Origin of the sequence: Kangiella sp. (genome assembly GCF_014762745.1) — a bacterium.
Taxonomy (GTDB): domain Bacteria; phylum Pseudomonadota; class Gammaproteobacteria; order Enterobacterales; family Kangiellaceae; genus Kangiella.
In genome coordinates this window covers 55674-77820 of record NZ_JABURJ010000112.1, presented here as the reverse complement: position 1 = coordinate 77820, position 22147 = coordinate 55674, and the positions used below count along the sequence as shown (strand labels likewise).

Sequence of the window (22147 nt, the reverse complement as noted above, 5' to 3'; positions counted from 1 at the left end):
CAAAATACCTTTAAAGCCAGCAATGGTGTCTTTTAGCGATACATATTTACCAGGTGAACCTGTAAATACTTCTGCTACGAAGAATGGTTGTGACAAGAAACGTTGGATTTTACGAGCACGGGCAACAGTTTGCTTATCTTCTTCAGATAGCTCATCCATACCCAAAATCGCAATAATATCTTTCAACTCTTTATAGCGCTGCAATACACCCTGAACGCCACGAGCAACTTCATAATGCTCGCTACCGATCACTAAAGGATCAAGCTGACGAGAGGTTGAATCAAGTGGGTCAACCGCTGGGTAAATACCTAGCTCGGCAATTTGACGAGACAATACAACTGTCGCATCCAAGTGAGCAAAGGTAGTTGCTGGAGAAGGGTCAGTCAAGTCATCCGCAGGTACATATACCGCCTGAATCGACGTAATCGAACCAGTTTTAGTTGAAGTAATACGTTCCTGAAGTACACCCATCTCTTCTGCTAGAGTTGGCTGATAACCTACCGCTGAAGGCATACGGCCTAGAAGTGCTGATACCTCAGTACCTGCTAGTGTATAACGGTAAATGTTATCGATGAACAATAGTACGTCACGACCTTCGTCACGGAATTTCTCAGCCATTGTCAAACCAGTCAAAGCAACACGTAGACGGTTACCTGGTGGTTCGTTCATCTGACCGTATACCAATGATACTTTGTCGATAACGTTAGAATCAGTCATTTCGTGGTAGAAGTCGTTACCCTCACGAGTACGCTCACCCACACCGGCAAATACTGAATAACCTGAGTGCTCAATCGCAATGTTACGAATAAGCTCCATCATGTTTACAGTTTTACCAACACCGGCACCACCGAATAGACCAACTTTACCACCTTTTGCGAAAGGGCAAACCAAGTCGATTACTTTAATACCGGTTTCTAACAATTCGTTAGCAGGCGCTAGTTCTTCCAGCTTAGGTGCTTTACGGTGAATAGACATGCGCTCTTGCTCACCGATAGGACCTTTCTGATCGATTGGGTTACCAAGCACGTCCATGATACGGCCGAGGGTTTCTTTACCCACAGGTACCTGAATTGGCGCGCCAGTATTCGTTGCTTCTAAGCCACGACGTAAACCATCTGATGAACCCATCGCAATACAACGAACAACACCGTCACCTAACTGTTGTTGAACTTCTAAAGTCAAGTCAGTTTCTTTAACGGTTAATGCGTCGTATACCTTAGGTACACTATCACGCGGGAACTCAACGTCGATAACCGCGCCGATAATTTCTACAATCTTACCTGTGCTCATATTGATTTCCTCAATCTTAAGCTTTAAAAACTTTTCAATAAATTATTGCGTTATACCGCAGCCGCACCTGCACAAATCTCAGAAAGCTCTTGAGTAATCGCAGCCTGACGAGCCTTGTTGTATACCAATTCAAGATCGTCAATAAGGTCACCGGCGTTATCAGAAGCTGCTTTCATTGCAACCATTCTAGCCGCCTGTTCACATGCGATGTTTTCAACCACTGCCTGATAAACCTGTGATTCGATAAAACGAACCATTAACTTATCCAACAAAGGTTTAGCTTCTGGCTCATACAAATAATCCCAGTGATGCTTAAGCTCGTCATCTTCACCAGCGGGTAGCGGCAGTAACTGCTCGACTACTGGGCTTTGCGTCATAGAGTTAACGAACTCATTGGTCACTACGAATAAACGATCAATACGCTTTTCATCGTAGGCTTTTAGCATAACTTTAACTGAACCAATCAGATCTTCGATTTCTGGCGTATCGCCTAAGTTCGAAGTCTTAGCAACAACAGAGCCACCGAACTTACGGAAGAATGAAGTCGCTTTGTTGCCGATTAGGCACAAGTCAATTTCGATATCCTGCTCAGACCAGGTTTTCATATCGTTTAGTGCTGCCTTGAACAAGTTAATATTCAAACCACCACATAAACCACGGTCCGTGGATACGACAATATAGCCCACACGTTTTACATCTCTTTCAGAGATATAAGCATGTCGGTATTCTGGAGTACCTTGTGCAATGTGCTTGATCACGTTGCGGATTTTCTCAGCGTAAGGACGAGAAGCCGCCATACGATCTTGCGCTTTACGCATTTTACTTGCAGCAACCATTTCCATTGCTGAAGTAATTTTTTGCGTATTTTTAATCGACCCTATTTTGGTACGAATCTCTTTAGCGCCTGACATAGTATGTTTCCAGTCTTAATCTAATTAATTGGTGAAAGCACAAAAGGGTGCAAAGCACCCTGATGTATTTACCAAGTTTGGGTAGCCTTAAATTTGGTTACCGCTTCTTCAAGTTTGCCTGCAACTTCGTCGTTGTAATCACATTTTTCATTGATTTCTTTCAACAAGTCAGCATGCTGGTTCTTGAAGTAATCTAACAATGCAGATTCAAAATCACCTACTTTACTTATTTCAACATCTTTCAAGTGGCCTTTTTCAGCTGCATACAATGAAACAGCCATTTCTGCTACTGATAATGGAGCATACTGATTCTGCTTCATCAACTCAGTTACACGTTGACCGTGTTCAAGCTGGGCACGTGTCGCATCATCAAGATCCGAAGCGAACTGAGCAAACGCTGCAAGTTCACGATACTGTGCCAATGCAAGACGAACACCACCACCAAGTTTCTTGATGATTTTAGTCTGTGCTGCACCACCTACACGAGATACCGAAAGACCGGCGTTTACCGCTGGACGGATACCTGCGTTGAACAAATCAGTTTCTAGGAAGATCTGACCGTCAGTAATCGAGATTACGTTAGTTGGTACGAATGCAGATACGTCACCTGCCTGAGTTTCAATGATTGGTAATGCAGTCAATGAACCCGTTTTACCTTTAACTTCACCATTAGTGAATTTTTCTACATAGTCAGCGTTAACACGCGCTGCACGCTCAAGTAGACGCGAGTGCAAGTAGAAAACGTCACCAGGATATGCTTCACGACCAGGAGGACGACGTAGCAACAATGAAATCTGACGGTAAGCCCAAGCTTGTTTAGTCAAATCATCGTATACGATTAAGCCATCTTCACCACGGTCACGGAAGTATTCGCCCATAGTGCAGCCTGCAAACGGAGCAATAAATTGCAACGCTGCAGAGTCAGAAGCAGATGCAGCAACAATGATAGTGTGGTCCATCGCGCCATGTTCTTCCAACTTACGAACGATACCAGCAATAGTTGAAGCTTTCTGACCAACCGCAACATAAACACAGATAACACCAGTGCCTTTTTGGTTGATGATAGCATCTACTGCAATGGCAGTTTTACCTGTTTGACGGTCACCAATAATCAACTCACGCTGACCACGACCAACCGGGATCATGGCGTCAATTGATTTAATACCGGTTTGTACTGGCTGATCAACTGATTGACGCTCAATTACACCTGGAGCAATCTTCTCAACTGGTGAGAAGCCGTCGTTATCAATTGGACCTTTACCGTCGATTGGGTTACCCAAAGCGTCAACCACACGGCCTAACAGACCACGGCCAACAGGCACTTCCAAAATACGACCAGTACATTTAGCAGTCATACCTTCGACGATATCAGTATAGTCACCTAGAACAACCGCACCGACAGAGTCGCGCTCAAGGTTTAAGGCCATACCGTACTTACCGCCAGGCAATTCAATCATTTCACCTGCCATAACATCTGTTAGGCCGTGAATACGTAAAATACCGTCAGATACGCTGACGATAGTACCTTCATTGCGAGCTTCGCTCACGACTTCAAAAGAGTCGATACGCTTTTTAATTAGCTCGCTAATTTCTGATGGATTCAGTTGCACACTCATGCTTCTTCCTCACTAAGCTCTTAGCGTTTCGGAAAGCTTGTTGAGCTTACCGCGTACGGATCCGTCAATTACCATATCGCCAGCCTTAATAACCAGACCACCAATCATGGACGAATCTACTTGTGTTTGAATATTAACTTTACGACCAAGTTTTGCCGTTAACTTTTCAGTTAAACGTTGCAATTGATCATCGCTCAACGCTGTCGCAGAAGTTACTTCTACTTCAACCGCTTTGTCAAAATCCGCTTTTAATACATCAAAACGAGTTTTTATCGCTGGCAAAGCTTCTAAACGATGGTTTCTTGCAAGCAACTTAATAAAGTTTTCAACTTTATCAGTTATCTGACCTTCACTTATTTTCAAAATCACTTCACCTTTTTGCTCAGCAGAAAGGGAAGGGTTACTGATAATGTTGGCCACGTCATTGTTGCTAACGGCTTGAGCGACAAAATCTAACATGCTTGCCCACTCAGATACAGCCTGAGCGCCAAGAGCATATTCGAATGCTGCTTTTGCGTATGGTCTTGCAATAGTAGTCAGCTCAGCCATAGTTAACCCTTATAACTCTTTAACCAGCTTTTCGAACAAATCGTTGTTCGCAGCTTCGTCGATATTTCGCTCGATTACTTTCTCAGCACCAGCTACAGCCAAGGTAGCTACTTTTGAGCGAAGCTGTTCACGAGCACGGTTAACTTCTTGCTCAATCTCAGCCATAGCGCCATTCTTGATTTTCTCAGCTTCAGAACGAGCATCGTCTTTGGCAGAGTCAACAATTTCAGCATGACGTTTCTTGGCAGAGTCAACAATCTCTGCAGACTGTTGCTTAGCTTCACGCAACAATTCAGCAGCTTTTTCTTGAGCCAGCTCCAGATCTTTTTGACTTCTTTCAGAAGCAGCCAGACCTTCAGCTATTTTATCTTGACGTTCTTTGATTGCACTCATGATATGCGGCCACACGAACTTCATGCAGAACCACACGAATGCAGCAAAGAAAATCATATTGATTATTAGGGTAGCGTTTACATTCACGTCTATTCCCCCTCTAGTTGGTTAGTCAAAAGTAATCGTTCGGTTGTCTTAATTAACCAATCAATGATTGCAATTGACCAACGTATGGGCTTGCGAATGTGAACCACATGCCGATACCAATACCGATCATGGTTACCGCATCAAGAAGACCCGCAACTAGGAACATTTTGGTTTGTAGCATAGGAGCTAGTTCTGGTTGACGTGCTGAAGCTTCAAGGAATTTACCACCTAGAAGACCAAAGCCAATCGCAGTACCTAGAGCACCAAGACCTAATACCAATAACACACCTAATGCTGTGAACGCGAACAAAGTTTCCATTGTTTTCCTCCAATCGAGAAATGGTTAAATGTTAAAAACTAAACTTAAAATTAAAACTTAAAAACTGTTACTAGTGATCTTCATGTGCCTGGCTTAGATACACGATCGTCAACATCATGAAAATAAACGCTTGCAACGGAATGACCAGGATGTGGAAGATAGCCCAGCCCATATAACTGATGAAACCACCGATAAAGCCACCCACACCAGTTGAGAACAGGATTGCGATCAAGATGAACAGCAATTCTGCCGCATAAAGGTTTCCGAACAAACGCAGACCCAGTGAAATTGGCTTAGCCACCAGGCCAATGGTTTCCATCAGCAGGTTCACAGGGATTAGTAGTACTTGTACAAATTTGTTCTTGCTGGAGAAAGGATGCAGCGTCAATTCACCAAGGAAACCGCCAATGCCTTTCACTTTAATGCTGTAGAACAAGATTAACAGGAATACGCCTATCGATAAGCTGAATGTAATATTCACATCAGCCGTAGGCAGGAACTTCAAGTAAGAAGTATGAGGCTCATTGCCTAGAACATGGACGTTGGTTTGCTCTGCCACCCAAGGAAGAAGATCAACTGGCACCCAGTCCATCATATTCATCAGAATAACCCATACAAAAATGGTAAGTGCAAGTGGTGCAATTAATGGGTTACGACCATGGAAGGTATCTTTTACACTTTTATCCACGAACTCTACAATCATTTCGACCATTGACTGCCAGCGTCCAGGATTGTCAATTTTGGCATTTTTCGCCACGCGCCAGAAAGAGAAGCAGAAGATAGCGCCTAGAAGAAAGGCAAAGAATAAACTATCTACGTTAAACGTCCAGAACCCTGCCCCCTGGCATTCGTTCCAGACCCAACCTTCTTCAGTTTTACATACCTGCAAATTCTGTAAGTGGTGCTTAATATAACCAACACTATCAAGATTTTCTGATGAAGCCATTCTGAAGCCTTCTCTTTGTCATCTGGTCTTATTCAAGACGATTTAATGATTAAGGGTGCAAACCACTGCGACAACACGATAATCACATAGCCGATTAATAGTGAGGGCGGATGCACCGGTAATACTGTAAAAGCAAAAATCAGCAGCCCTATGGTCAGCAAAATCTTTAAACTTTCGCCTATTTTGAAAGCTTTTTTAACGGCTTCTGCTGCCTGAGCCCCTGATTTTCTAAATACTATCGTAGCGAAAATGAAGTGGGCGATAATCACTATTAGACTTCCGACACCCAATGACATACTCACCTGTAAGGAAAATAGCAAGCCGATTAACACTAAAGCTAAGCTAATGCCCAACTGGAGTAGAATCATTTTATAGGCCTGATTGCGACCTTTTTTAGCCAATGATTCACTCATAAGGAGTTGCCCTTCCACCATGCATCAATGCATAGGTTCACCACATATTCGGGCGGCAAGTATAAAGATTTAGTGGCCTTTAATCAACCAAACCTCAGCGAAAAAACACAAAATTTAAAGGCTTTTCATGCCCTTACCTATAAGTAGAACTAATGACCCTATAATTTGTGCTTTAGTCTTCTTTTATACCTAGATGTTGTAGTATTCCATCGAGTTCATCCAGGCTGTGATAGTTAATTACCAGACTACCTTTACCTTTGCTGCCGTGATTTATCGCCACGCTGGCACCAATTTTTTCCGCCAGTTGCTGCTCAAGCGATTGAATATGATGATCTTTTTCAATTGGCTTCGGCTTTTTCTTAGGTTCATTGATATTGCGTACCAGTTTTTCCGTTTCGCGCACGGTCAGCGCCTTGGCCACCACCGTCTTTGCCGCTTCGGTTTGTTTGGCTGGCTCCAGCGACAATAAGGCACGCGCATGACCCATTTCCAGATCACCGCGTTCCAGCAAAGTCTTACAGTGCTCGCTTAACTGCATCAGGCGCAACAGATTGGTCACCGTGGTGCGGCTTTTACCCACCGCATCGGCGGTCTGCTGATGGGTCAGTCCAAATTCCTGCATTAAACGGTGCAGGGCATAGGCTTCTTCCATCGCATTCAGATCTTCACGCTGGATATTCTCAATCAGCGCCATGGCAATGGCCGCTTCATCCGGCACTTCTTTAATGATTACCGGAACCTCATGCAGACCAGCTCTCTGCGCAGCTCGCCAGCGACGCTCACCGGCAATAATTTCGTATTTATCTTTGCCGACTGGACGAATGACGATGGGCTGGATCATGCCCTGCGCTTTTATCGAGTCTGCCAGCTCATCCAGACCTTCTTCGGTCATCACGCGACGTGGTTGATATTGGCCTGGCTGTAAGAACTCGATGGGCATTTCGCGCAAATGACGTTCAGCTTCCGTCAGCTCACTAGCAGAACTCTCGCCGGTCTTCTTGGCTGGCTTATTCATGGCTCCGCCAAGCAGAGCATCTAAACCTTTTCCTAATCCACGCTTACTCATTCTTATCCTCTATCACTCTAATTCTTTTGTTAGACGGTAGCTTCTTTATTGCGGCGAATGATTTCGCCGGCCAGGGCCAGATAAGCCTTAGAGCCACTCGAGCCTTTGTCGTGATACATTACCGGCACCCCAAAACTGGGCGCTTCCGCCAGTCGCACATTGCGCGGTATCACTGTTCGATAAACCTTATCCGCAAAGTGATTAAACAATTGGCGCGAGACCTCCAGTGACAGACGGTTTCGCGGGTCATACATGGTTCTCAGTATGCCCTCGATTTCCAGTTCCGGATTGATGTGATCCTGCACTTGCCCAATTGTATTGAGCAATGCCGACAGACCTTCCAGTGCATAATATTCACACTGCATCGGAATGATCACGGAGTTAGCCGCAACCAACGAATTCAGGGTTAACATGTTCAGGGAAGGAGGGCAGTCTATCAGCACGTAATCATAATAGCGCTCGATCTGTTGAATCACCTGGCGCAGGCGCTTTTCCTTATCATCCAGTTTCAACAAATGAACTTCGGCCGCAGTCAGGTCAGCATTAGCAGGCAAGACGTCAAACTTTCCTGCCTCAGATATCACGATATGGCTTTTGGTTTCTACCGGCTCCATTAATGAATCATAGACCGACAGCTCCAAATCACCTTTTTCAATACCCGAGCCCATGGTCGCATTACCTTGCGGATCCATATCAATCAAGAGTACGCGTTTACCTTCTTCAGCTAAGGATGCTGCAAGGTTTACGCTAGTTGTTGTTTTACCAACACCACCTTTTTGATTTGTAATGGCAATTACATGCGCCACGCTTCACCTCTTATTCTATTTTGTGCAGCTTGCTGACTGCTTCTGTTTTAAATAGATAAACCAACGATTGGCACTGATCCCCGGCAACTTCACCTGCTGCGCTTCGACCAGCTCAACCGTTTCTGGTAACTCATCAAGCTCCTGCTGTGGATATTGGCCCTTCATGGCTAACCAGTGACCCTTGTCCGCTAATAGGTGTTCAGTCCATTGCACCATGTCAGACAGACTGGCAAAAGCTCGAGAAAGAATGCAAGCATACCCTGATTGATTGTCAAAGTCTTGTACTCGCTGATTAATAACCGTCACATTATCAAGCCCCAGCTCATAGACCACCTGCTTCAGAAAACGGGTCTTTTTACTGTTGGTATCAAGCAGGGTAAATTGTTTTTCCGGGTTCAATATCGCCAATGGAATCCCCGGCAGACCGCCGCCAGTACCCACATCCAACAAGGAGTCATAGGCTGCTATTGCTGGCGAGACCGACACTGAATCCAACAAATGAAGATTCAGCGCCTCCTCGGGATTGGTTATTGCTGTCAGGTTGAATGCCTTGTTCCACTTGAGAAGCAGGGATAAGTAACCAAGTAAGCGCTCACTTTGGGTTTCTGTAAGCGAAATTCCAATATCCTGGCATTTTTGATTAAAAATATGCTGACGTTTTAATAATTCCGGGTTCACAAATCTGTTCTTCTTAATATCGTATTGAATTGATCGTTTCGCAGGAGGGCGAAAGCCTTCCTGCGTTTTTCTATGCTGATTTTAACTGCTGACGCTTTTTAAGATGAACCAGCAACAGGGAAATGGCTGCCGGGGTCACACCTGAAACTCGACTGGCCTGGCCGATGGTTTCTGGCTTAATGTTCATCAGCTTCTGGACAACTTCGTTGGACAGGCCTTTGACCTGGCTATAATCCAGATCTTTGGGTAAGGCTGTGTTTTCATTACGCAAACTGCGCTCGATTTCATCTTTCTGACGATCGATATAACCGGAGTACTTAATCTGAATTTCGACCTGTTCTGCGACCTTGTCAGCCACTGTCTGTTCAAGCATGCCTGGCAAAGCCATCAATCCCGCATAAGTAATATCAGGACGGCGCAATAATTCCTCGCCTTTATAGGCGCGGCTTAACGGTTTTTCCAGCTGTTGATTCAGCTGCTGACCAGCTTCACTATCCGGCTGGACAACCAGGTTTTTAATACGAGCTGTTTCGCGCTCGATGGCTTCTTTCTTTGCGCTAAATGCCAGCCAACGTTTATCATCAATCAAGCCCAGTTCACGCCCTTTTTCGGTCAAGCGTAAATCTGCATTGTCTTCACGCAAAATCAGACGATACTCCGCTCTTGAGGTAAACATGCGGTATGGCTCTTGCGTCCCGCGGGTAATCAGATCATCAATCAGGACGCCGATATAGGCTTCATCTCGACGTGGTGACCAGGCTTCTTTACCCTGAGCCTGTAGCGCCGCGTTCATACCGGCAATCAAACCTTGAGCACCGGCCTCTTCGTAACCAGTTGTTCCGTTGATTTGACCAGCAAAGAAAAGCCCATCAATAAATTTAGTTTCCAGCGAAGCCTTCAAGTCGCGAGGATCAAAGTAATCATACTCAATGGCATAGCCCGGGCGGGTAATATGGGCGTTTTCAAAACCTTTGATGGAACGTACCAGATTCATCTGCACATCGAACGGCAGACTGGTGGAAATTCCATTCGGATAGAGCTCATGACTGTTCAGGCCTTCCGGCTCGACAAAAATCTGGTGGCTGTTTTTGTCGCTGAAGCGCATGATCTTGTCTTCGATAGAGGGGCAGTAGCGTGGACCAACACCTTCGATCACTCCAGAATACATCGGCGAACGATCAAGACCGCCGCGAATAATATCGTGGGTGGATTCATTGGTGTGGGTAATCCAGCAGGAAATTTGTCTTGGGTGCTGATCTGGGGTGCCCATAAAAGAGAAGGTTGGCACAGGGTTATCCCCTGGCTGCTCTTCCATCACGGAAAAATCAACACTTTTAGCATCAATGCGCGGCGGCGTACCAGTTTTCAGGCGATCAACCCGGAATGGCAGTTCACGTAAACGCTCGGCCAAGGCAATGGAAGGCGGATCGCCAGCACGGCCACCGGAATGATTCTGCATGCCGATGTGAATCAGCCCCCCCAGGAATGTACCCACGGTTAGAACTACGCCAGGGGCATAAAAATCCAGCCCCATCTGAGTCTTAACGCCTACCACCTTATTTTGCTCGACAATCAGGTCTACCACTGCATTCTGAAAAATGGTCAGATTGGGCTGGTTCTCAAGGATTTCACGAATAGCACTTTTATATAGCGCGCGATCGGCCTGAGCACGAGTTGCGCGGACTGCCGGGCCTTTACTGGCGTTCAGAGTTCTAAATTGAATCCCGGCACGATCAATGGCCTGTGCCATGGCTCCGCCCAATGCATCAATTTCTTTTACCAGGTGGCCTTTACCAATACCACCGATCGCCGGATTGCAGGACATCTGGCCCAGGGTTTCAATATTATGCGTCAGTAATAAGGTTTTTACGCCCATACGTGCAGACGCCAGCGCAGCCTCGGTGCCCGCGTGACCGCCGCCAATGACAATAACTGAATAATTCTCTGGGTAACGCATAATTTGCTATCTCTGATTAACTCTCGCCAACTCTATATTGATCCACAAGCCCTTCATTGAAAAGGGAGCGCGATCATACCGATATTTGTATAACTTTTGAACAGGTTTTAACAGGCTTTTACTCTGTTTTTCGCGATTTCACCGTCTTTTCCCGGCTATTAGCTTGTTCTGCTACAAACTTTTATTTGCCACTAACTATGGTATAACCTTGTTTATAAACAAAGTTTGACCAATACAAGAATAAAATGGAGCCGCATTTGAGCGATAATCACAATAATTACAGGCAGCCTTTCGCTGAAAGTATTATTTTAACCTGTTTAACCTTGGTTCTGCTGGCTCTTTGCACCAGTAGCATCCTGTTTTTTTCTTATTACCTGACCGATCTGCCCATGCAAAGCGAGCCGCCACCCACAATGCTGGCCGTTGCGGTATTCTTCGGTTTGCTGATCAGTTACCTGCTGGTAATCAGCTTCAGCCTGTCTTTTCTACGCAACGTCTTTATCCCTGAACTAAAAGCTCCTCTTGCATGGTTAATCCTTGCTTTACTCTCCGGCCTGCTCTTTTCGCTGCTCGTTCTGACGATTGCGCAATATTTTACTCCTCCTTCCGGGATTGATTCGACCTTTGAGCAGATCGTCAGCGGCGGCACTTTCGCCAAAGTATTGCTCTTTATGGCCGTTGTTTTTTTTGCACCTATCGGCGAAGAGTACCTGTTTAGAGGTATTCTTTTATCCGGTTTACAACAGAAAGTTTCGACTTTTTGGGCTATTTCATTATCCTCAGTTGTTTTTATGTCGTTTCACCTACTAGAATACTACGGTTACTGGTTTGCTCTGCTTGCCATATTTTTACTGGGGGCTTTACTGGGGATCTTGAGATTGCGCAGTCAGTCGATGCTGGTTCCTATACTCTGTCACGCTAACTATAACTTAATAATGTTAACCCTTGCTTAGTGAGCTGACGTTCATAAAGCATCATTTATGAAGGAGAAGAGGGTGAGAATTTTTATTAGACTTTTTATTTTTCTGCTTGTCGCAGCGGCTTTAGCTTACGGCTATATCTGGTATAAAAACAAACAAATTATTGACGAGCTATTTTCTGACCTGCGCGGCCGCACCTCAGCCAGCTATGAAACCACTTTTGTCAGCATAGATGGTAAATCGGTAACGCGCGGCATTAAGCTTACCCTGCCGGGTACTAATACAGACGCGACTATCGAAGAACTTCAATTCGGTACCGGAAACCTTATTGATTCCTTCCGTTTTGTCCGCAGCATTGAGTCGGGAATGTGGACTAAAGATCCTAACACTCTAGTATTTAAGATTAAAAACGCTCAGTTTCCTTTAACTTCAGATTTAGACAGTGACAATGCCTTTGCCAGCGAGCCAGATTTCTTTACCAGAATACAAATGGCTGGTTGTGGCAACAAACAAACCATAAGCATCAGTGACCTCAATGAAATGGGTTACAGCCAGATGTCACTTGATCTCGATACCAGCATTAATATTGATCCAAACCTCAATCAGGGTAAGTTTATTGTTTATGCCAACGCCCGCGATTATGGTAGTTTCCAGATGGAATTTCTGATGGATAACTTCACTCAGAATTCATTTGCATCAAAGCTTAAAAACGTCACTATGACCTATAAAAATGACGGCTACGTCAATCGTCTCAATGAATATTGCGCTGATCTGGTTGATATTCCTAAAGAAGCCTATTACCAGCGTCATGTGGATTACCTTACTCACGTCTTTTACAATGAGTCGATCTATCTAAGTGACGAATTCTATACTCAATATGCTGACTATGTGGCCAATCCCCGTAGCATTAAAATATCTTCGTATCCTGACAACTCCATGGATCCTTTTCAGTTATGGACCATGTCACCACAACTGCTGGTGAGCAGCCTTAACCTGTCAATTACCATTAATGATCATGAGCTTCGCCAGTTGTTCGGTGCCCGCCCAAACCCTGAAGATCTACCAGAACTGGATGAGCCCGTTAAAGTTGTTGATGACAGTATAGAAACTGTTCAGGGGTTAACCTTACAGCCAACCGATCCTGCCAATCTTGGTAACTATATTAATTATCAAGCTTATTTCGATTACCGCGGAAAATCTTATAAAGGCACCATTGAGTCTGTAGAGGGTTCAGTTGCCCGCATCAATACCCAGGTTTCGGCCGGTAACTATCTGCAAATGCCTTTTAAAATTTCAGAAATTCGTAATTTAAAAGTTAGACGTGAATACCAGTCCAACTAGTAAGCTAAAACCTCATACCCAATCCCGCTACGGCGGGATTTTCTTTATAAGTTCCCTTGTTTTCTCAATATCCTGCTGATTTTAGGGCTTTTTTGCCTAGCGCTTCACACTGCTAATAGCACCCGCCAGCTTATTGTGAACTGATTCATAGATACTGCTTTGTGTCCTTCAATGGGTGTGCAATAATCGCTCACAATTTTGTTCAAGCTAATTCCATTTTGGTACACAGCAGAACCTATATGATTACATTTTTTAAACACCAAGCATTAACCACCAAACTGATTGTTGCCGGCCTTTACCTGTTGTCTGCAACCGTTTTAGTGATGGCTTTTATTTCTCAAGGCCCTGTTTCTGAATCTTTACTTGGATTAAAAGGCTTTCTTTTTGTTCTTGTTATACCTTTGATTAGCAAACTACTGGTTCAGATTTATGCTGCCATCCGTTATTCGTTTCTACCGGTAAATCAAGGCTATACAACCATGACTCCTTATAGGGTCAGTGTATTGTTGCCAGCCTGGAATGAAGAAGTAGGAATTATTAAAACCATCGAATCTGTTTTGCAATCTAACTATCACGATTTTGAACTGATTGTGATCAATGATGGTTCTACCGACAGCACCGATCAGCTGGTTCGAAACTTTATCGCAGATTACGAACAACACTCTGATCAACTTGTTCCTATCAAGTACTTATCTTTGACCAATGGCGGCAAAGCGCGCGCCTTAAATAAAGGCCTGGAAATTGCCGAAGGTAACATCATTATCACTATTGATGCAGACTGTATCGTTGATAAAAATGCCATTTACAAATTCGTGCAACGCTTTGACGATCCTTCAGTAGGTGCGGTTGCCGGTAACATCATTGTCGGTAACAAGAAAAAACCTCTCGAATGGCTACAACAGCTCGAATATGTATGCGGTTTTTTCTACAAGCGGGCTGATTCTTACTTCAATGCCGTGCACATTATTGGCGGTGCCGCAGCTGCCTATCGTCGTGACGTACTTACTAACCTTAGAGGTTTTGACGAAGAAATCATTACAGAAGATATCGATCTTTCAATGAGTATTTTAAGTCATGGCTACAAAACACGATATGCACATGATGCCGTGGTTTATACCGAAGGTCCCACAGACTGGAAAGGCCTGCGCAAGCAACGCCTGCGTTGGAAGTACGGCCGCATTCTTTGTTATTTTAAACATAAAGAACTGTTTTTAAGCAGCAATAATCAACACAGTCGCTATCTGTCCTGGTTTATTTTACCACTGGCAATATACGCGGAAATTATGCTTTTAAATGTCGGTTTGTTTTTATCGCTTTTCTACTGCTACGTCATTGTCAGCCAAGACTTTGTCTTGCTAGCCTCGGTGATTCTGGTTTCATCAGCGCTGGTAACGATGCAGATAAAACTTGATTCCAAATCCAGTTTCCACAAAAACCTGATCCCGTTTATTCCTGTGGCCTGGTTGCTGCTTTACGTGATTGAGTTTATCGAACTAGTTGCTCTAACTATGAGCCTGCAGAAACTCTATAATCGCGAATCGGTTAAATGGCAGAAATGGAATCGGATTGGTTTGCAACAGCAAACTGCTGAACAAACTTCTTAAAATTGTTCAGCTCTATTTACTTACCGATACAGAAACTACTAAAGATTCGTCCTAATAAATCATCGGCGGTAAACTCGCCGGTGATTTCTGATAATGCATTTTGCGCCTGTCTTAATTCATCCGCCAGCAACTCTCCGGCATGATAAACCTCCAGTTGCTGCTTTCCATTTTCACAATATTCTAATGCTCTCTCGATGGCATCAAGATGTCGGCGACGGGCAATAAAGGATCCTTCAGAGGTTTGTTTAAATCCAACAATATCTTTTAATGTTTCTTTTAGTTTTTCTATTCCCTGTCCGGTTTTAGCACTCAAAGGCAGTACTTTATAATGTTGGTTTTCGATCAGTTTATCATTGCCGGTCAGATCCAGCTTGTTCGCCACAATTAATAATTTATCCTTAAATTGTTCGAAGCGGGTAAAGGCTGGATCAATTTCATGAGGTACAAACTGACGGGTTTCGCTGGCATCTGCCACCAGAATGATTTGGTCTGCTTTTTCAATTTCCTGCCAGGCTCGCTCGATACCAATTTTTTCAACTGTGTCATCGCTGTCACGCAACCCCGCAGTATCAATAATGTGAACAGGCAACCCATCAATATGAATATGTTCGCGCAAGACATCGCGGGTTGTTCCCGCAATGTCCGTTACAATGGCTGACTCTTTTCCAGCTAACGCATTAAGCAAGCTTGATTTACCTGCATTAGGCTTACCGGCGATCACTACCGTCATACCTTCGCGCAAAATCGAGCCTTGCTGGGCTTCATTCTTGAGTTGTTTTATAGCATCAATGATAGCGTATAGATCAGTCTGCACCTTGCCATCAGATAAGAAGTCAATTTCTTCTTCTGGGAAATCAATCGCAGCTTCAACATAAATTCTTAAATGAATCAGTGACTCAACCAGTGCATTAACTTTATTTGAAAACTCACCCTGCAATGATCGCATGGCTGAACGAGCGGCCTGTTCTGAGGTTGATTCAATTAAATCGGCAATTGCTTCAGCCTGAGCAAGATCCAGCTTGTCGTTCAGAAAAGCTCTTTCAGAAAACTCGCCGGGCTTTGCGATTCTCGCACCCGCCGAGAGTACTTCCCTTAACAACAGATCTAGAATAACCGGTCCCCCATGACCTTGTAATTCCAGTACATCTTCGCCGGTAAATGAGTTAGGAGCTTTAAATATAATAGCAATGCCCTGATCAAGAACATTGTTTTTATTGTCATAGAAGGGGAGGTAAGTGGCTTCGCGAACTTTAAGTGGTTTATGTAGTATTTTTTCCGCTATTAATTCACAGTTTTTTCCCGATACTCTAATAATGCCAACGCCACCGCGACCGGGTGGCGTTGCTATTGCGGCTATCGTATCTCGATTATCCACGATACTTTCTGTGTTATTTAGCTTTAGCTTTTACGGTTCCCTGTCTTTCGATCTTCTTGGTGATGTACTGTTGCTGAGCAACCGAAATCAGGTTGTTACATAGCCAATAAAGAACCAGACCAGCAGGGAAGAACAGCATAAAGACGGTAAAGACTACAGGAAGGTAGCTCATGATTTTCTGCTGCATCGGATCCATGGTTGGTGACTGTGGTTGTAACTTCTGCATCAGCCACATACTACCGCCCATCAACAGAGGTAATACAAAATAAGGGTCGGCTACCGATAAATCCTGAATCCAGCCAAAGAAAGGGGCATGGCGCAACTCAACCGCTTCGAACAACACATAATAGAGTGCGATAAAGATTGGGAACTGCAATAACATTGGCAGACAGCCACCAAATGGATTGGCTCCTTCCTCCTTATACATCTTCATCATTTCCTGCTGCATACGTTGTTTGTCTTCACCATAACGCTCTTTCAATTGCTGCATTTTAGGTGCCAACTTACGCATATTGGCCATTGAGCGATATTGTGCTGCTGATAATGGATAAAGCAATGCTTTTACCACCAGCGTAACCAGGATAATAGCCACACCCCAGTTAGCAACAAACGAGTAGAAGAACTGCATTAACTTATATAAAGGTAAGCCAATCCACCATACCCAGCTCAGATCGAGTGACTTTTCAAGCCCTGGCGCAGCCGCTTCTAAGCGCTTCAGAATCTTAGGGCCCACATACAAAGTTGCTCCAATGACTTTTTCACTTTTAGCCGGAACCGATACCGTCGGCTGGATAAAGCGAATAATTGTATCCTGGTTAGGCTTGACCGTAGAGGTCACTTTAATCTGTTCCTGCTGCTCAGGGATCCAGGCAGAAATAAAGTAATGTTGCAAATAGCCAATCCAGCCACCCTGACGGGTTACATCAATAGGTTCTTCTGCAATATCTTCAAAGGAAATCTTTTCGTATTTTCTTTCTTCAGGGGAGTAGGCAACACCAATAAAAGGTGACATACCAAATGATGATTTTTCTTCTAGCCCAGTTGGCTTCTGATCACGAATCAGTTCGGCTACAAAATTATAGGTTCTATCGTTGGCAGATTGATTATTAACCTTATATTCAACACCAATTTCATAGTCATTCCGTTTGAATTTAAAGGTCTTAGTAAACTCAACACCTTCCTGATTGGTCCAACTCAATGGAACGTCAAGCGTATCTTGTTCGGCATTTAATTGATAACTTTTCTGCTCTGCCTGATAGCTGGCGCGCGGTAACTGGTTATCGGGAGCACCATTGCCCAACAAAGCACTTTTTGCTTGATAAAGTCGATCGCGATAATCAAACAGGACCACTTTTTCAGCTTCGCTATCTAACTCACGGTTATAGTTATTCAGTTCAGCATAGACCACATCACCGCCGACACGATCGATTTTAACTTTTAATACATCAGTGACTACTTCAATCAGGTTGTCGGTTTCAACTTTACTGTTGGCCACAGAGTCGCTTTGGCCAAACTGTTCATTAATTTCCTGTTGTGGTTGTGGGCCATAGTCTTTTTGCCAGGCTTGATAAAGCAAGAAACTACAAATAGCAAAACCTAAAATAAAAAATCCGCGCATCGATTCCATAGCAATCTCTTTAATTCTTTGCGTGTACTGTTATTGGTTTACGGGAGGGACAGGATCATGTCCACCCTCACATCCGGGATGACAACGAGCAATTCGCTTAACGGTTAACCAGCTCCCCTTAATGGCTCCATGCTGCTCCAAAGCTTCTATCGAATAATTAGAACAGGTGGGATAAAAACGGCACTGATTACCCATCACTGGGCTCAATACCTTCTGGTAGCCACGAACGATTCCAATCAATACCCGATTAATCACTTGTTAACCCTTTTCTGTAAACGAATCCAGAGTTGTTCAAGGTGCTCGAATAATACCTTATTCGCTAACTGACTACTACCACGACGCGCTAATAAAACAATGTCGTATGCCGGTAGTTGCTGTTGTTGCAAACGGAAACTTTCTCTGGCCATGCGCTTAAGGCGGTTACGATCAACGGCTCTTCGCACATTTTTTTTAGCCACAATCAGACCAAGCCGAGAAAACTTTTTTTGATTTGGAACGGCAAGAAGGGTGAAAGGAGGGCAAACTAATTTGATCGGGTTGTTATTAAAAACCCATTTGTAATCCTCTGCTGTGAGCAGTCGCAGACTTGCAGGAAAGCCAGCACAAAGCTGTTTAGTACAAGTCTGACTGTCACTCACATCAAGGAATACTTTACTTATCAGGCGGTTAAACGCTTACGACCTTTAGCACGACGACGGTTGATAACCTGACGACCGTTTTTGGTGGCCATACGTGCACGGAAGCCGTGAGTACGCTTACGCTTGATTACGCTTGGTTGAAATGTTCTTTTCATCGGATTAACCCACTAGCCAATAAAATTTAAGCCGATAACCTTAGTCTCATAAGTCATTGGTTAGACTTCCGAAACCAGATCATGTATCAGCCTTACTACAAGGACGCGAGATTCTATAGGATCTGGAGCCTTTGTGCAACGGTATTATAGGCTATTTAACAATCTTTTAGCTTTATCAAGTTCTCTTGAAAAACAAGATAATTGCGTAAAATTTCCTCTTTTTCGATTATCTAGTGTTTTAGCTCTCTCAATACCACAAGATGGTCGATATTTCTTTCTTTTTAGCAAGCCTTCTGTGGATATGTTATGGCGCATTCCAAAGCATTTCGTTACTGACATTTTGACTTTTTAAGGCTTTTTGTTGCTTTTGTCAGAAATGGTACTAAAAAAAGTGCTTAAGTTATTATGAGCGTGTATTTTTATGTTATTAACCGCGTAATATTAATAAAGTTATTTAAAAAGATCTTATTACTATTATTAGTGACCGTTATTCCTGTGGGTAACTGATTTTTTGTGCGTAAAATCAAATGGATACTGAATTGATAACTCTTTGTGTAACTTGTCATCAAACGGGTGTGCAAAAACTGCATAAGTGTTCAATTTGTACTTATTATGCTTCTATCAACAGATTTAAACGGTTTTTATACATGATATGCCCACAAATTTGTTATTTGAATGGTTTTTAATCAGATTCTGTATAGTTTTAAATCTAGCCCCGTCAATCATGAGGGAATAGCTTATAGGAAAAATATATAGGTAAACTTGTGGATTATTTTAGCCTTCGGATCTACACTAGCCGATACTGATTTAAGAACAGCTGTTAATGACTGTTCTTAGGTTCAATCTAGAAGTGATAATAGGCGTTAATACATTGCTACCCAGTGTGTCGGGCTTCAATGTATCAGACGCACTAACAACTAAAGTTTTAGGACTCTAATAATAATGATGGGTAACGTCTGGCGAAGTTGTTTACAAAAACTACAGTCTGAATTGTCTGCAACTGAGTTCAACACCTGGATCAAGCCGCTACAGGTTAAAGAAACCGACTCAGAGATGGCTCTGTATGCGCCGAACCCTTTCTTTGTGGACTGGATTCGTCAGCAATACCTGGATCGTATTAATGAGTACTTAGAACAAAAAGACTCTTCGTCTCAAAAACAAATTTCTTTGCATGTTGGTAATTTAAACCAATCTGCTGATCAAGGCAGTTCTGGTTCAAATTCGCAGGCAAATATAAATGGTTCAAGTTCTGATTCCGTTACTCAGGCTCGGCGCGTCATCCAATCTCATACAGAGCAACCTCCTTCAGGCTTTCAACAAAACAATCTTAATCCTAATTTTACCTTCAACAACTTTGTTGAAGGTAAGTCTAATCAGTTGGCAAGAGCGGCTGCCCAGCAGGTTACCGAAAATCCAGGCGAAGCTTACAATCCTTTATTTATTTATGGTGGGGTTGGCCTGGGTAAGACTCACCTTATGCACTCTGTCGGTAATGCCATTCTTGAGCAGAAGCCTAATGCCCGCATCGTCTATCTTCACTCTGAGCGTTTCATGGCTAACATGGTCAAGGCTTTACAGACTGGAACCATGGATAAGTTTAAGAATTTCTATCGCTCGGTTGATGCTCTGTTAATTGATGATATTCAGTTTTTTGCCAATAAAGGTCGTACTCAGGAAGAGTTTTTCCACACTTTCAACAACCTGATTGAAAAAAATAAACAGGTTATTATTACCTGTGATCGTTTCCCAAAAGAAGTTGAGGGTTTGGAAGAGCGGTTAAAGTCCCGATTCGGTTGGGGGTTGACGGTAGCCGTTGAGCCACCGGAGCTAGAAACGCGGGTTGCCATTCTTATGAGCAAAGCCCATTCCTCAAAAATTGAGTTACCTAATGAGGTAGCTTTTTTTATTGCTAAAAGAATTCGCTCCAATGTTCGAGAGCTCGAAGGTGCTCTTAAACGGGTGATTGCCAATGCACAATTTACCGGCCGTGCCATTACCCTCGATTTCGTTAAAGACGCACTAAAAGACCTTATTGCCGCTCAGGACAAACTGATTTCTATTGAAAATATTCAAAAAACTGTTGCCAGCTATTACAAGATAAAGGTTTCTGATCTATTATCTCAGAGACGTAGTCGGTCTATCGCCAGACCACGCCAAATGGCTATGGCTCTAGCTAAGAATCTGACGAACCACAGTCTGCCAGAAATTGGTGATGCTTTTGGGGGGAAAGACCATACCACGGTTTTACATGCCTGCCGTAAGATTGAGCAGCTGAAAGGCGAAAGCATCGATATTGAAGAAGATTTCTCTAATTTACTCAGGACTCTGTCCAGCTAATAATAAGGTGTCTCTATGCGTTTTACCATAAGCCGGGATCAATTGCTGGCGCCGCTTCAATTAGTCAGCGGTGCAGTTGAAAAGCGACAAACACTTCCTGTTCTTTCTAATGTTCTAATGGTTGTTGATGATAGTAAGTTATCACTAACCGCCACTGATCTTGAGGTCGAACTTAAGGCTCAGGTAGATTTAGAGGGAGAGTTTGAACCCGGAGAGATCACCGTTCCAGCCAGAAAGTTGCTGGATATTGTTCGCAGTCTTGGTGATGGCGAAAATGTTAAAGTTGAACAGTCTGAGACACGCCTTAAAATCATTACCCCAAGCAGTCGTTTCAGCCTTTCAACCATGTCGGCTAATGAGTTCCCTAATCTAGACGAAACTGCCAGCCTCGCTTCTTTAGAGTTGACCCAGGAAGTACTTAAGACTTTGATTGAGAAAACTCAATTTGCCATGGCTCAACAGGATGTTCGCTATTATCTCAATGGCATGCTGTTCGAATTCGATAACGATCGTTTAACCACAGTTGCTACCGATGGTCATCGCCTGGCTTTGTCGCGCGCCAAAGTATCCATTGATACGGAAGATAAGATTAGTGCCATCATTCCTCGTAAAGGGGTGACAGAATTAGCCCGACTTCTAGAACACAGCGATGAAAAGGTGACTCTTAACCTGGGCTCTAACCATATTAAAGTTATCGGTGCTGACTATTCCTTTACTTCAAAATTGGTTGATGGTCGTTTCCCTGAATACGACAAAGTGTTACCACGTAACGGTGACAAGATCGTGATTGCGGATCGTGAGTTATTTAAAGAGTCTCTTTCAAGAGCTTCTATTCTTTGTAATGAAAAGTTCCGAGGTGTGCGCTTCATGCTTTCCAATGGCCAGGTGCGTTTACATGCAAACAACCCGGAGCAGGAAGAAGCCGAAGTCGAATTCGGTGTTGACTATCAAGGTTCTGATCTGGAAATTGGCTTTAATGTCAGCTACATGATCGACGTTATGAATACCATCAAAACGCCTCAGGTCAAGCTGACTTTCATCGATGCTAACAGCAGTACTCTGATAGAAGAAGTCGATGGCGGCGAGAGTCTCTATGTTGTTATGCCGATGCGTCTTTAA

Annotated in this window: 22 protein-coding genes; 5 read left to right on the top strand and 17 right to left on the bottom strand. The window is 43.7% G+C overall.

Going from position 1 to position 22147, the window contains the following annotated elements:
* From atpD to mnmG, 12 genes are all read right to left on the bottom strand, one after another.
* The coding region (atpD, locus tag HUJ19_RS09730) for a F0F1 ATP synthase subunit beta (RefSeq protein WP_290623876.1) at positions 1-1290 on the bottom strand (1290 nt) is incomplete at its 3' end.
* Positions 1291-1340: 50 nt separating this feature from the next.
* Positions 1341-2201: a F0F1 ATP synthase subunit gamma gene (gene atpG / locus HUJ19_RS09725; protein ID WP_290623875.1), complete on the bottom strand. Its 861-nt coding sequence runs from the start codon at positions 2199-2201 to the stop codon at positions 1341-1343.
* 68 nt (positions 2202-2269) lie between these two features.
* Positions 2270-3817, bottom strand: coding sequence for a F0F1 ATP synthase subunit alpha (gene atpA, locus HUJ19_RS09720; protein ID WP_290623872.1), 1548 nt, complete (start codon positions 3815-3817; stop codon positions 2270-2272).
* A 12-nt stretch (positions 3818-3829) separates the two neighbouring features.
* Complete coding sequence (locus HUJ19_RS09715; RefSeq protein ID WP_290623871.1) at positions 3830-4366, bottom strand: F0F1 ATP synthase subunit delta; 537 nt, start codon at positions 4364-4366, stop codon at positions 3830-3832.
* A 9-nt stretch (positions 4367-4375) separates the two neighbouring features.
* A complete protein-coding gene (locus tag HUJ19_RS09710; protein ID WP_026309191.1) occupies positions 4376-4846 on the bottom strand; it encodes a F0F1 ATP synthase subunit B in 471 nt (156 codons plus the stop codon).
* Between the two features lie 52 nt (positions 4847-4898).
* Complete coding sequence (gene atpE, locus HUJ19_RS09705; RefSeq protein ID WP_018623638.1) at positions 4899-5165, bottom strand: F0F1 ATP synthase subunit C; 267 nt, start codon at positions 5163-5165, stop codon at positions 4899-4901.
* A gap of 70 nt (positions 5166-5235) precedes the next feature.
* Positions 5236-6111 carry a F0F1 ATP synthase subunit A gene (atpB, locus tag HUJ19_RS09700; RefSeq protein WP_290623866.1) on the bottom strand — a complete coding sequence of 292 codons (876 nt, stop codon included), beginning with the start codon at positions 6109-6111 and terminating at the stop codon, positions 5236-5238.
* Positions 6112-6143: 32 nt separating this feature from the next.
* On the bottom strand, positions 6144-6524 hold the full coding sequence (locus tag HUJ19_RS09695; RefSeq protein WP_290623863.1) for an ATP synthase subunit I: 381 nt from the start codon (positions 6522-6524) through the stop codon (positions 6144-6146).
* 172 nt (positions 6525-6696) lie between these two features.
* The gene (locus HUJ19_RS09690) at positions 6697-7596 is read right to left on the bottom strand and encodes a ParB/RepB/Spo0J family partition protein (RefSeq protein WP_367274000.1); all 900 of its coding nucleotides are present in this window, start codon (positions 7594-7596) and stop codon (positions 6697-6699) included.
* A 23-nt stretch (positions 7597-7619) separates the two neighbouring features.
* Positions 7620-8396, bottom strand: a complete 777-nt coding sequence (locus HUJ19_RS09685; RefSeq protein WP_290623859.1) for an AAA family ATPase — start codon at positions 8394-8396, stop codon at positions 7620-7622.
* 15 nt (positions 8397-8411) lie between these two features.
* Positions 8412-9074: a 16S rRNA (guanine(527)-N(7))-methyltransferase RsmG gene (rsmG, locus tag HUJ19_RS09680; RefSeq protein ID WP_290623857.1), complete on the bottom strand. Its 663-nt coding sequence runs from the start codon at positions 9072-9074 to the stop codon at positions 8412-8414.
* 70 nt (positions 9075-9144) lie between these two features.
* Complete coding sequence (gene mnmG, locus HUJ19_RS09675) at positions 9145-11031, bottom strand: tRNA uridine-5-carboxymethylaminomethyl(34) synthesis enzyme MnmG (protein WP_290623855.1); 1887 nt, start codon at positions 11029-11031, stop codon at positions 9145-9147.
* Positions 11032-11288: 257 nt separating this feature from the next.
* Here mnmG and HUJ19_RS09670 point away from each other — a divergent pair, with 257 nt between their 5' ends.
* The 3 genes from HUJ19_RS09670 (at position 11289) to HUJ19_RS09660 (ending at position 14896) form a co-directional block, all read left to right on the top strand.
* Positions 11289-11984: a CPBP family intramembrane metalloprotease gene (locus HUJ19_RS09670; protein ID WP_290623853.1), complete on the top strand. Its 696-nt coding sequence runs from the start codon at positions 11289-11291 to the stop codon at positions 11982-11984.
* 42 nt (positions 11985-12026) lie between these two features.
* Entirely contained in the window at positions 12027-13292 is a 1266-nt protein-coding gene (locus HUJ19_RS09665; protein WP_290623851.1) for a hypothetical protein, read from the top strand.
* Between the two features lie 239 nt (positions 13293-13531).
* Positions 13532-14896 (top strand): glycosyltransferase, encoded by a 1365-nt coding sequence (locus HUJ19_RS09660; protein ID WP_290623849.1) that lies wholly within the window; start codon positions 13532-13534, stop codon positions 14894-14896.
* A gap of 16 nt (positions 14897-14912) precedes the next feature.
* Here HUJ19_RS09660 and mnmE read toward each other — a convergent pair whose 3' ends face one another.
* Genes mnmE through rpmH form a run of 5 tightly spaced genes read right to left on the bottom strand, consistent with a single transcriptional unit; the run spans position 14913 to position 18691 of the window.
* Positions 14913-16271: a tRNA uridine-5-carboxymethylaminomethyl(34) synthesis GTPase MnmE gene (gene mnmE, locus HUJ19_RS09655; RefSeq protein ID WP_290623847.1), complete on the bottom strand. Its 1359-nt coding sequence runs from the start codon at positions 16269-16271 to the stop codon at positions 14913-14915.
* 13 nt (positions 16272-16284) lie between these two features.
* Positions 16285-17898: a membrane protein insertase YidC gene (gene yidC / locus HUJ19_RS09650; protein ID WP_290623845.1), complete on the bottom strand. Its 1614-nt coding sequence runs from the start codon at positions 17896-17898 to the stop codon at positions 16285-16287.
* A gap of 30 nt (positions 17899-17928) precedes the next feature.
* The gene (yidD, locus tag HUJ19_RS09645) at positions 17929-18153 is read right to left on the bottom strand and encodes a membrane protein insertion efficiency factor YidD (RefSeq protein ID WP_290623843.1); all 225 of its coding nucleotides are present in this window, start codon (positions 18151-18153) and stop codon (positions 17929-17931) included.
* The gene (gene rnpA / locus HUJ19_RS09640) at positions 18150-18536 is read right to left on the bottom strand and encodes a ribonuclease P protein component (protein ID WP_290623841.1); all 387 of its coding nucleotides are present in this window, start codon (positions 18534-18536) and stop codon (positions 18150-18152) included. Before rnpA ends, yidD begins: the two co-directional genes overlap by 4 nt.
* Before the next feature lie 20 nt (positions 18537-18556).
* Complete coding sequence (gene rpmH / locus HUJ19_RS09635; protein ID WP_290623839.1) at positions 18557-18691, bottom strand: 50S ribosomal protein L34; 135 nt, start codon at positions 18689-18691, stop codon at positions 18557-18559.
* Between the two features lie 942 nt (positions 18692-19633).
* Between rpmH and dnaA the strand changes: the two genes are divergently transcribed.
* Both dnaA and dnaN read left to right on the top strand, forming a co-directional pair.
* Entirely contained in the window at positions 19634-21028 is a 1395-nt protein-coding gene (dnaA, locus tag HUJ19_RS09630) for a chromosomal replication initiator protein DnaA (RefSeq protein WP_290623837.1), read from the top strand.
* Between the two features lie 15 nt (positions 21029-21043).
* Positions 21044-22147, top strand: coding sequence for a DNA polymerase III subunit beta (dnaN, locus tag HUJ19_RS09625; RefSeq protein ID WP_290623835.1), 1104 nt, complete (start codon positions 21044-21046; stop codon positions 22145-22147).

Bases quoted from the DNA above. Each gene is read 5' to 3' on its own strand.
- mnmG (WP_290623855.1), bottom strand. From the start codon at position 11,031: ATGCGTTACCCAGAGAATTATTCAGTTATTGTCATTGGCGGCGGTCAC.
- atpB (WP_290623866.1), bottom strand. From the start codon at position 6,111: ATGGCTTCATCAGAAAATCTTGATAGTGTTGGTTATATTAAGCACCAC.
- atpE (WP_018623638.1), bottom strand. From the start codon at position 5,165: ATGGAAACTTTGTTCGCGTTCACAGCATTAGGTGTGTTATTGGTATTA.
- dnaN (WP_290623835.1), top strand. From the start codon at position 21,044: ATGCGTTTTACCATAAGCCGGGATCAATTGCTGGCGCCGCTTCAATTA.
- dnaA (WP_290623837.1), top strand. From the start codon at position 19,634: ATGATGGGTAACGTCTGGCGAAGTTGTTTACAAAAACTACAGTCTGAA.
- rpmH (WP_290623839.1), bottom strand. From the start codon at position 18,691: ATGAAAAGAACATTTCAACCAAGCGTAATCAAGCGTAAGCGTACTCAC.
- atpG (WP_290623875.1), bottom strand. From the start codon at position 2,201: ATGTCAGGCGCTAAAGAGATTCGTACCAAAATAGGGTCGATTAAAAAT.
- HUJ19_RS09715 (WP_290623871.1), bottom strand. From the start codon at position 4,366: ATGGCTGAGCTGACTACTATTGCAAGACCATACGCAAAAGCAGCATTC.
- HUJ19_RS09695 (WP_290623863.1), bottom strand. From the start codon at position 6,524: ATGAGTGAATCATTGGCTAAAAAAGGTCGCAATCAGGCCTATAAAATG.
- yidC (WP_290623845.1), bottom strand. From the start codon at position 17,898: ATGGAATCGATGCGCGGATTTTTTATTTTAGGTTTTGCTATTTGTAGT.
- atpA (WP_290623872.1), bottom strand. From the start codon at position 3,817: ATGAGTGTGCAACTGAATCCATCAGAAATTAGCGAGCTAATTAAAAAG.
- HUJ19_RS09660 (WP_290623849.1), top strand. From the start codon at position 13,532: ATGATTACATTTTTTAAACACCAAGCATTAACCACCAAACTGATTGTT.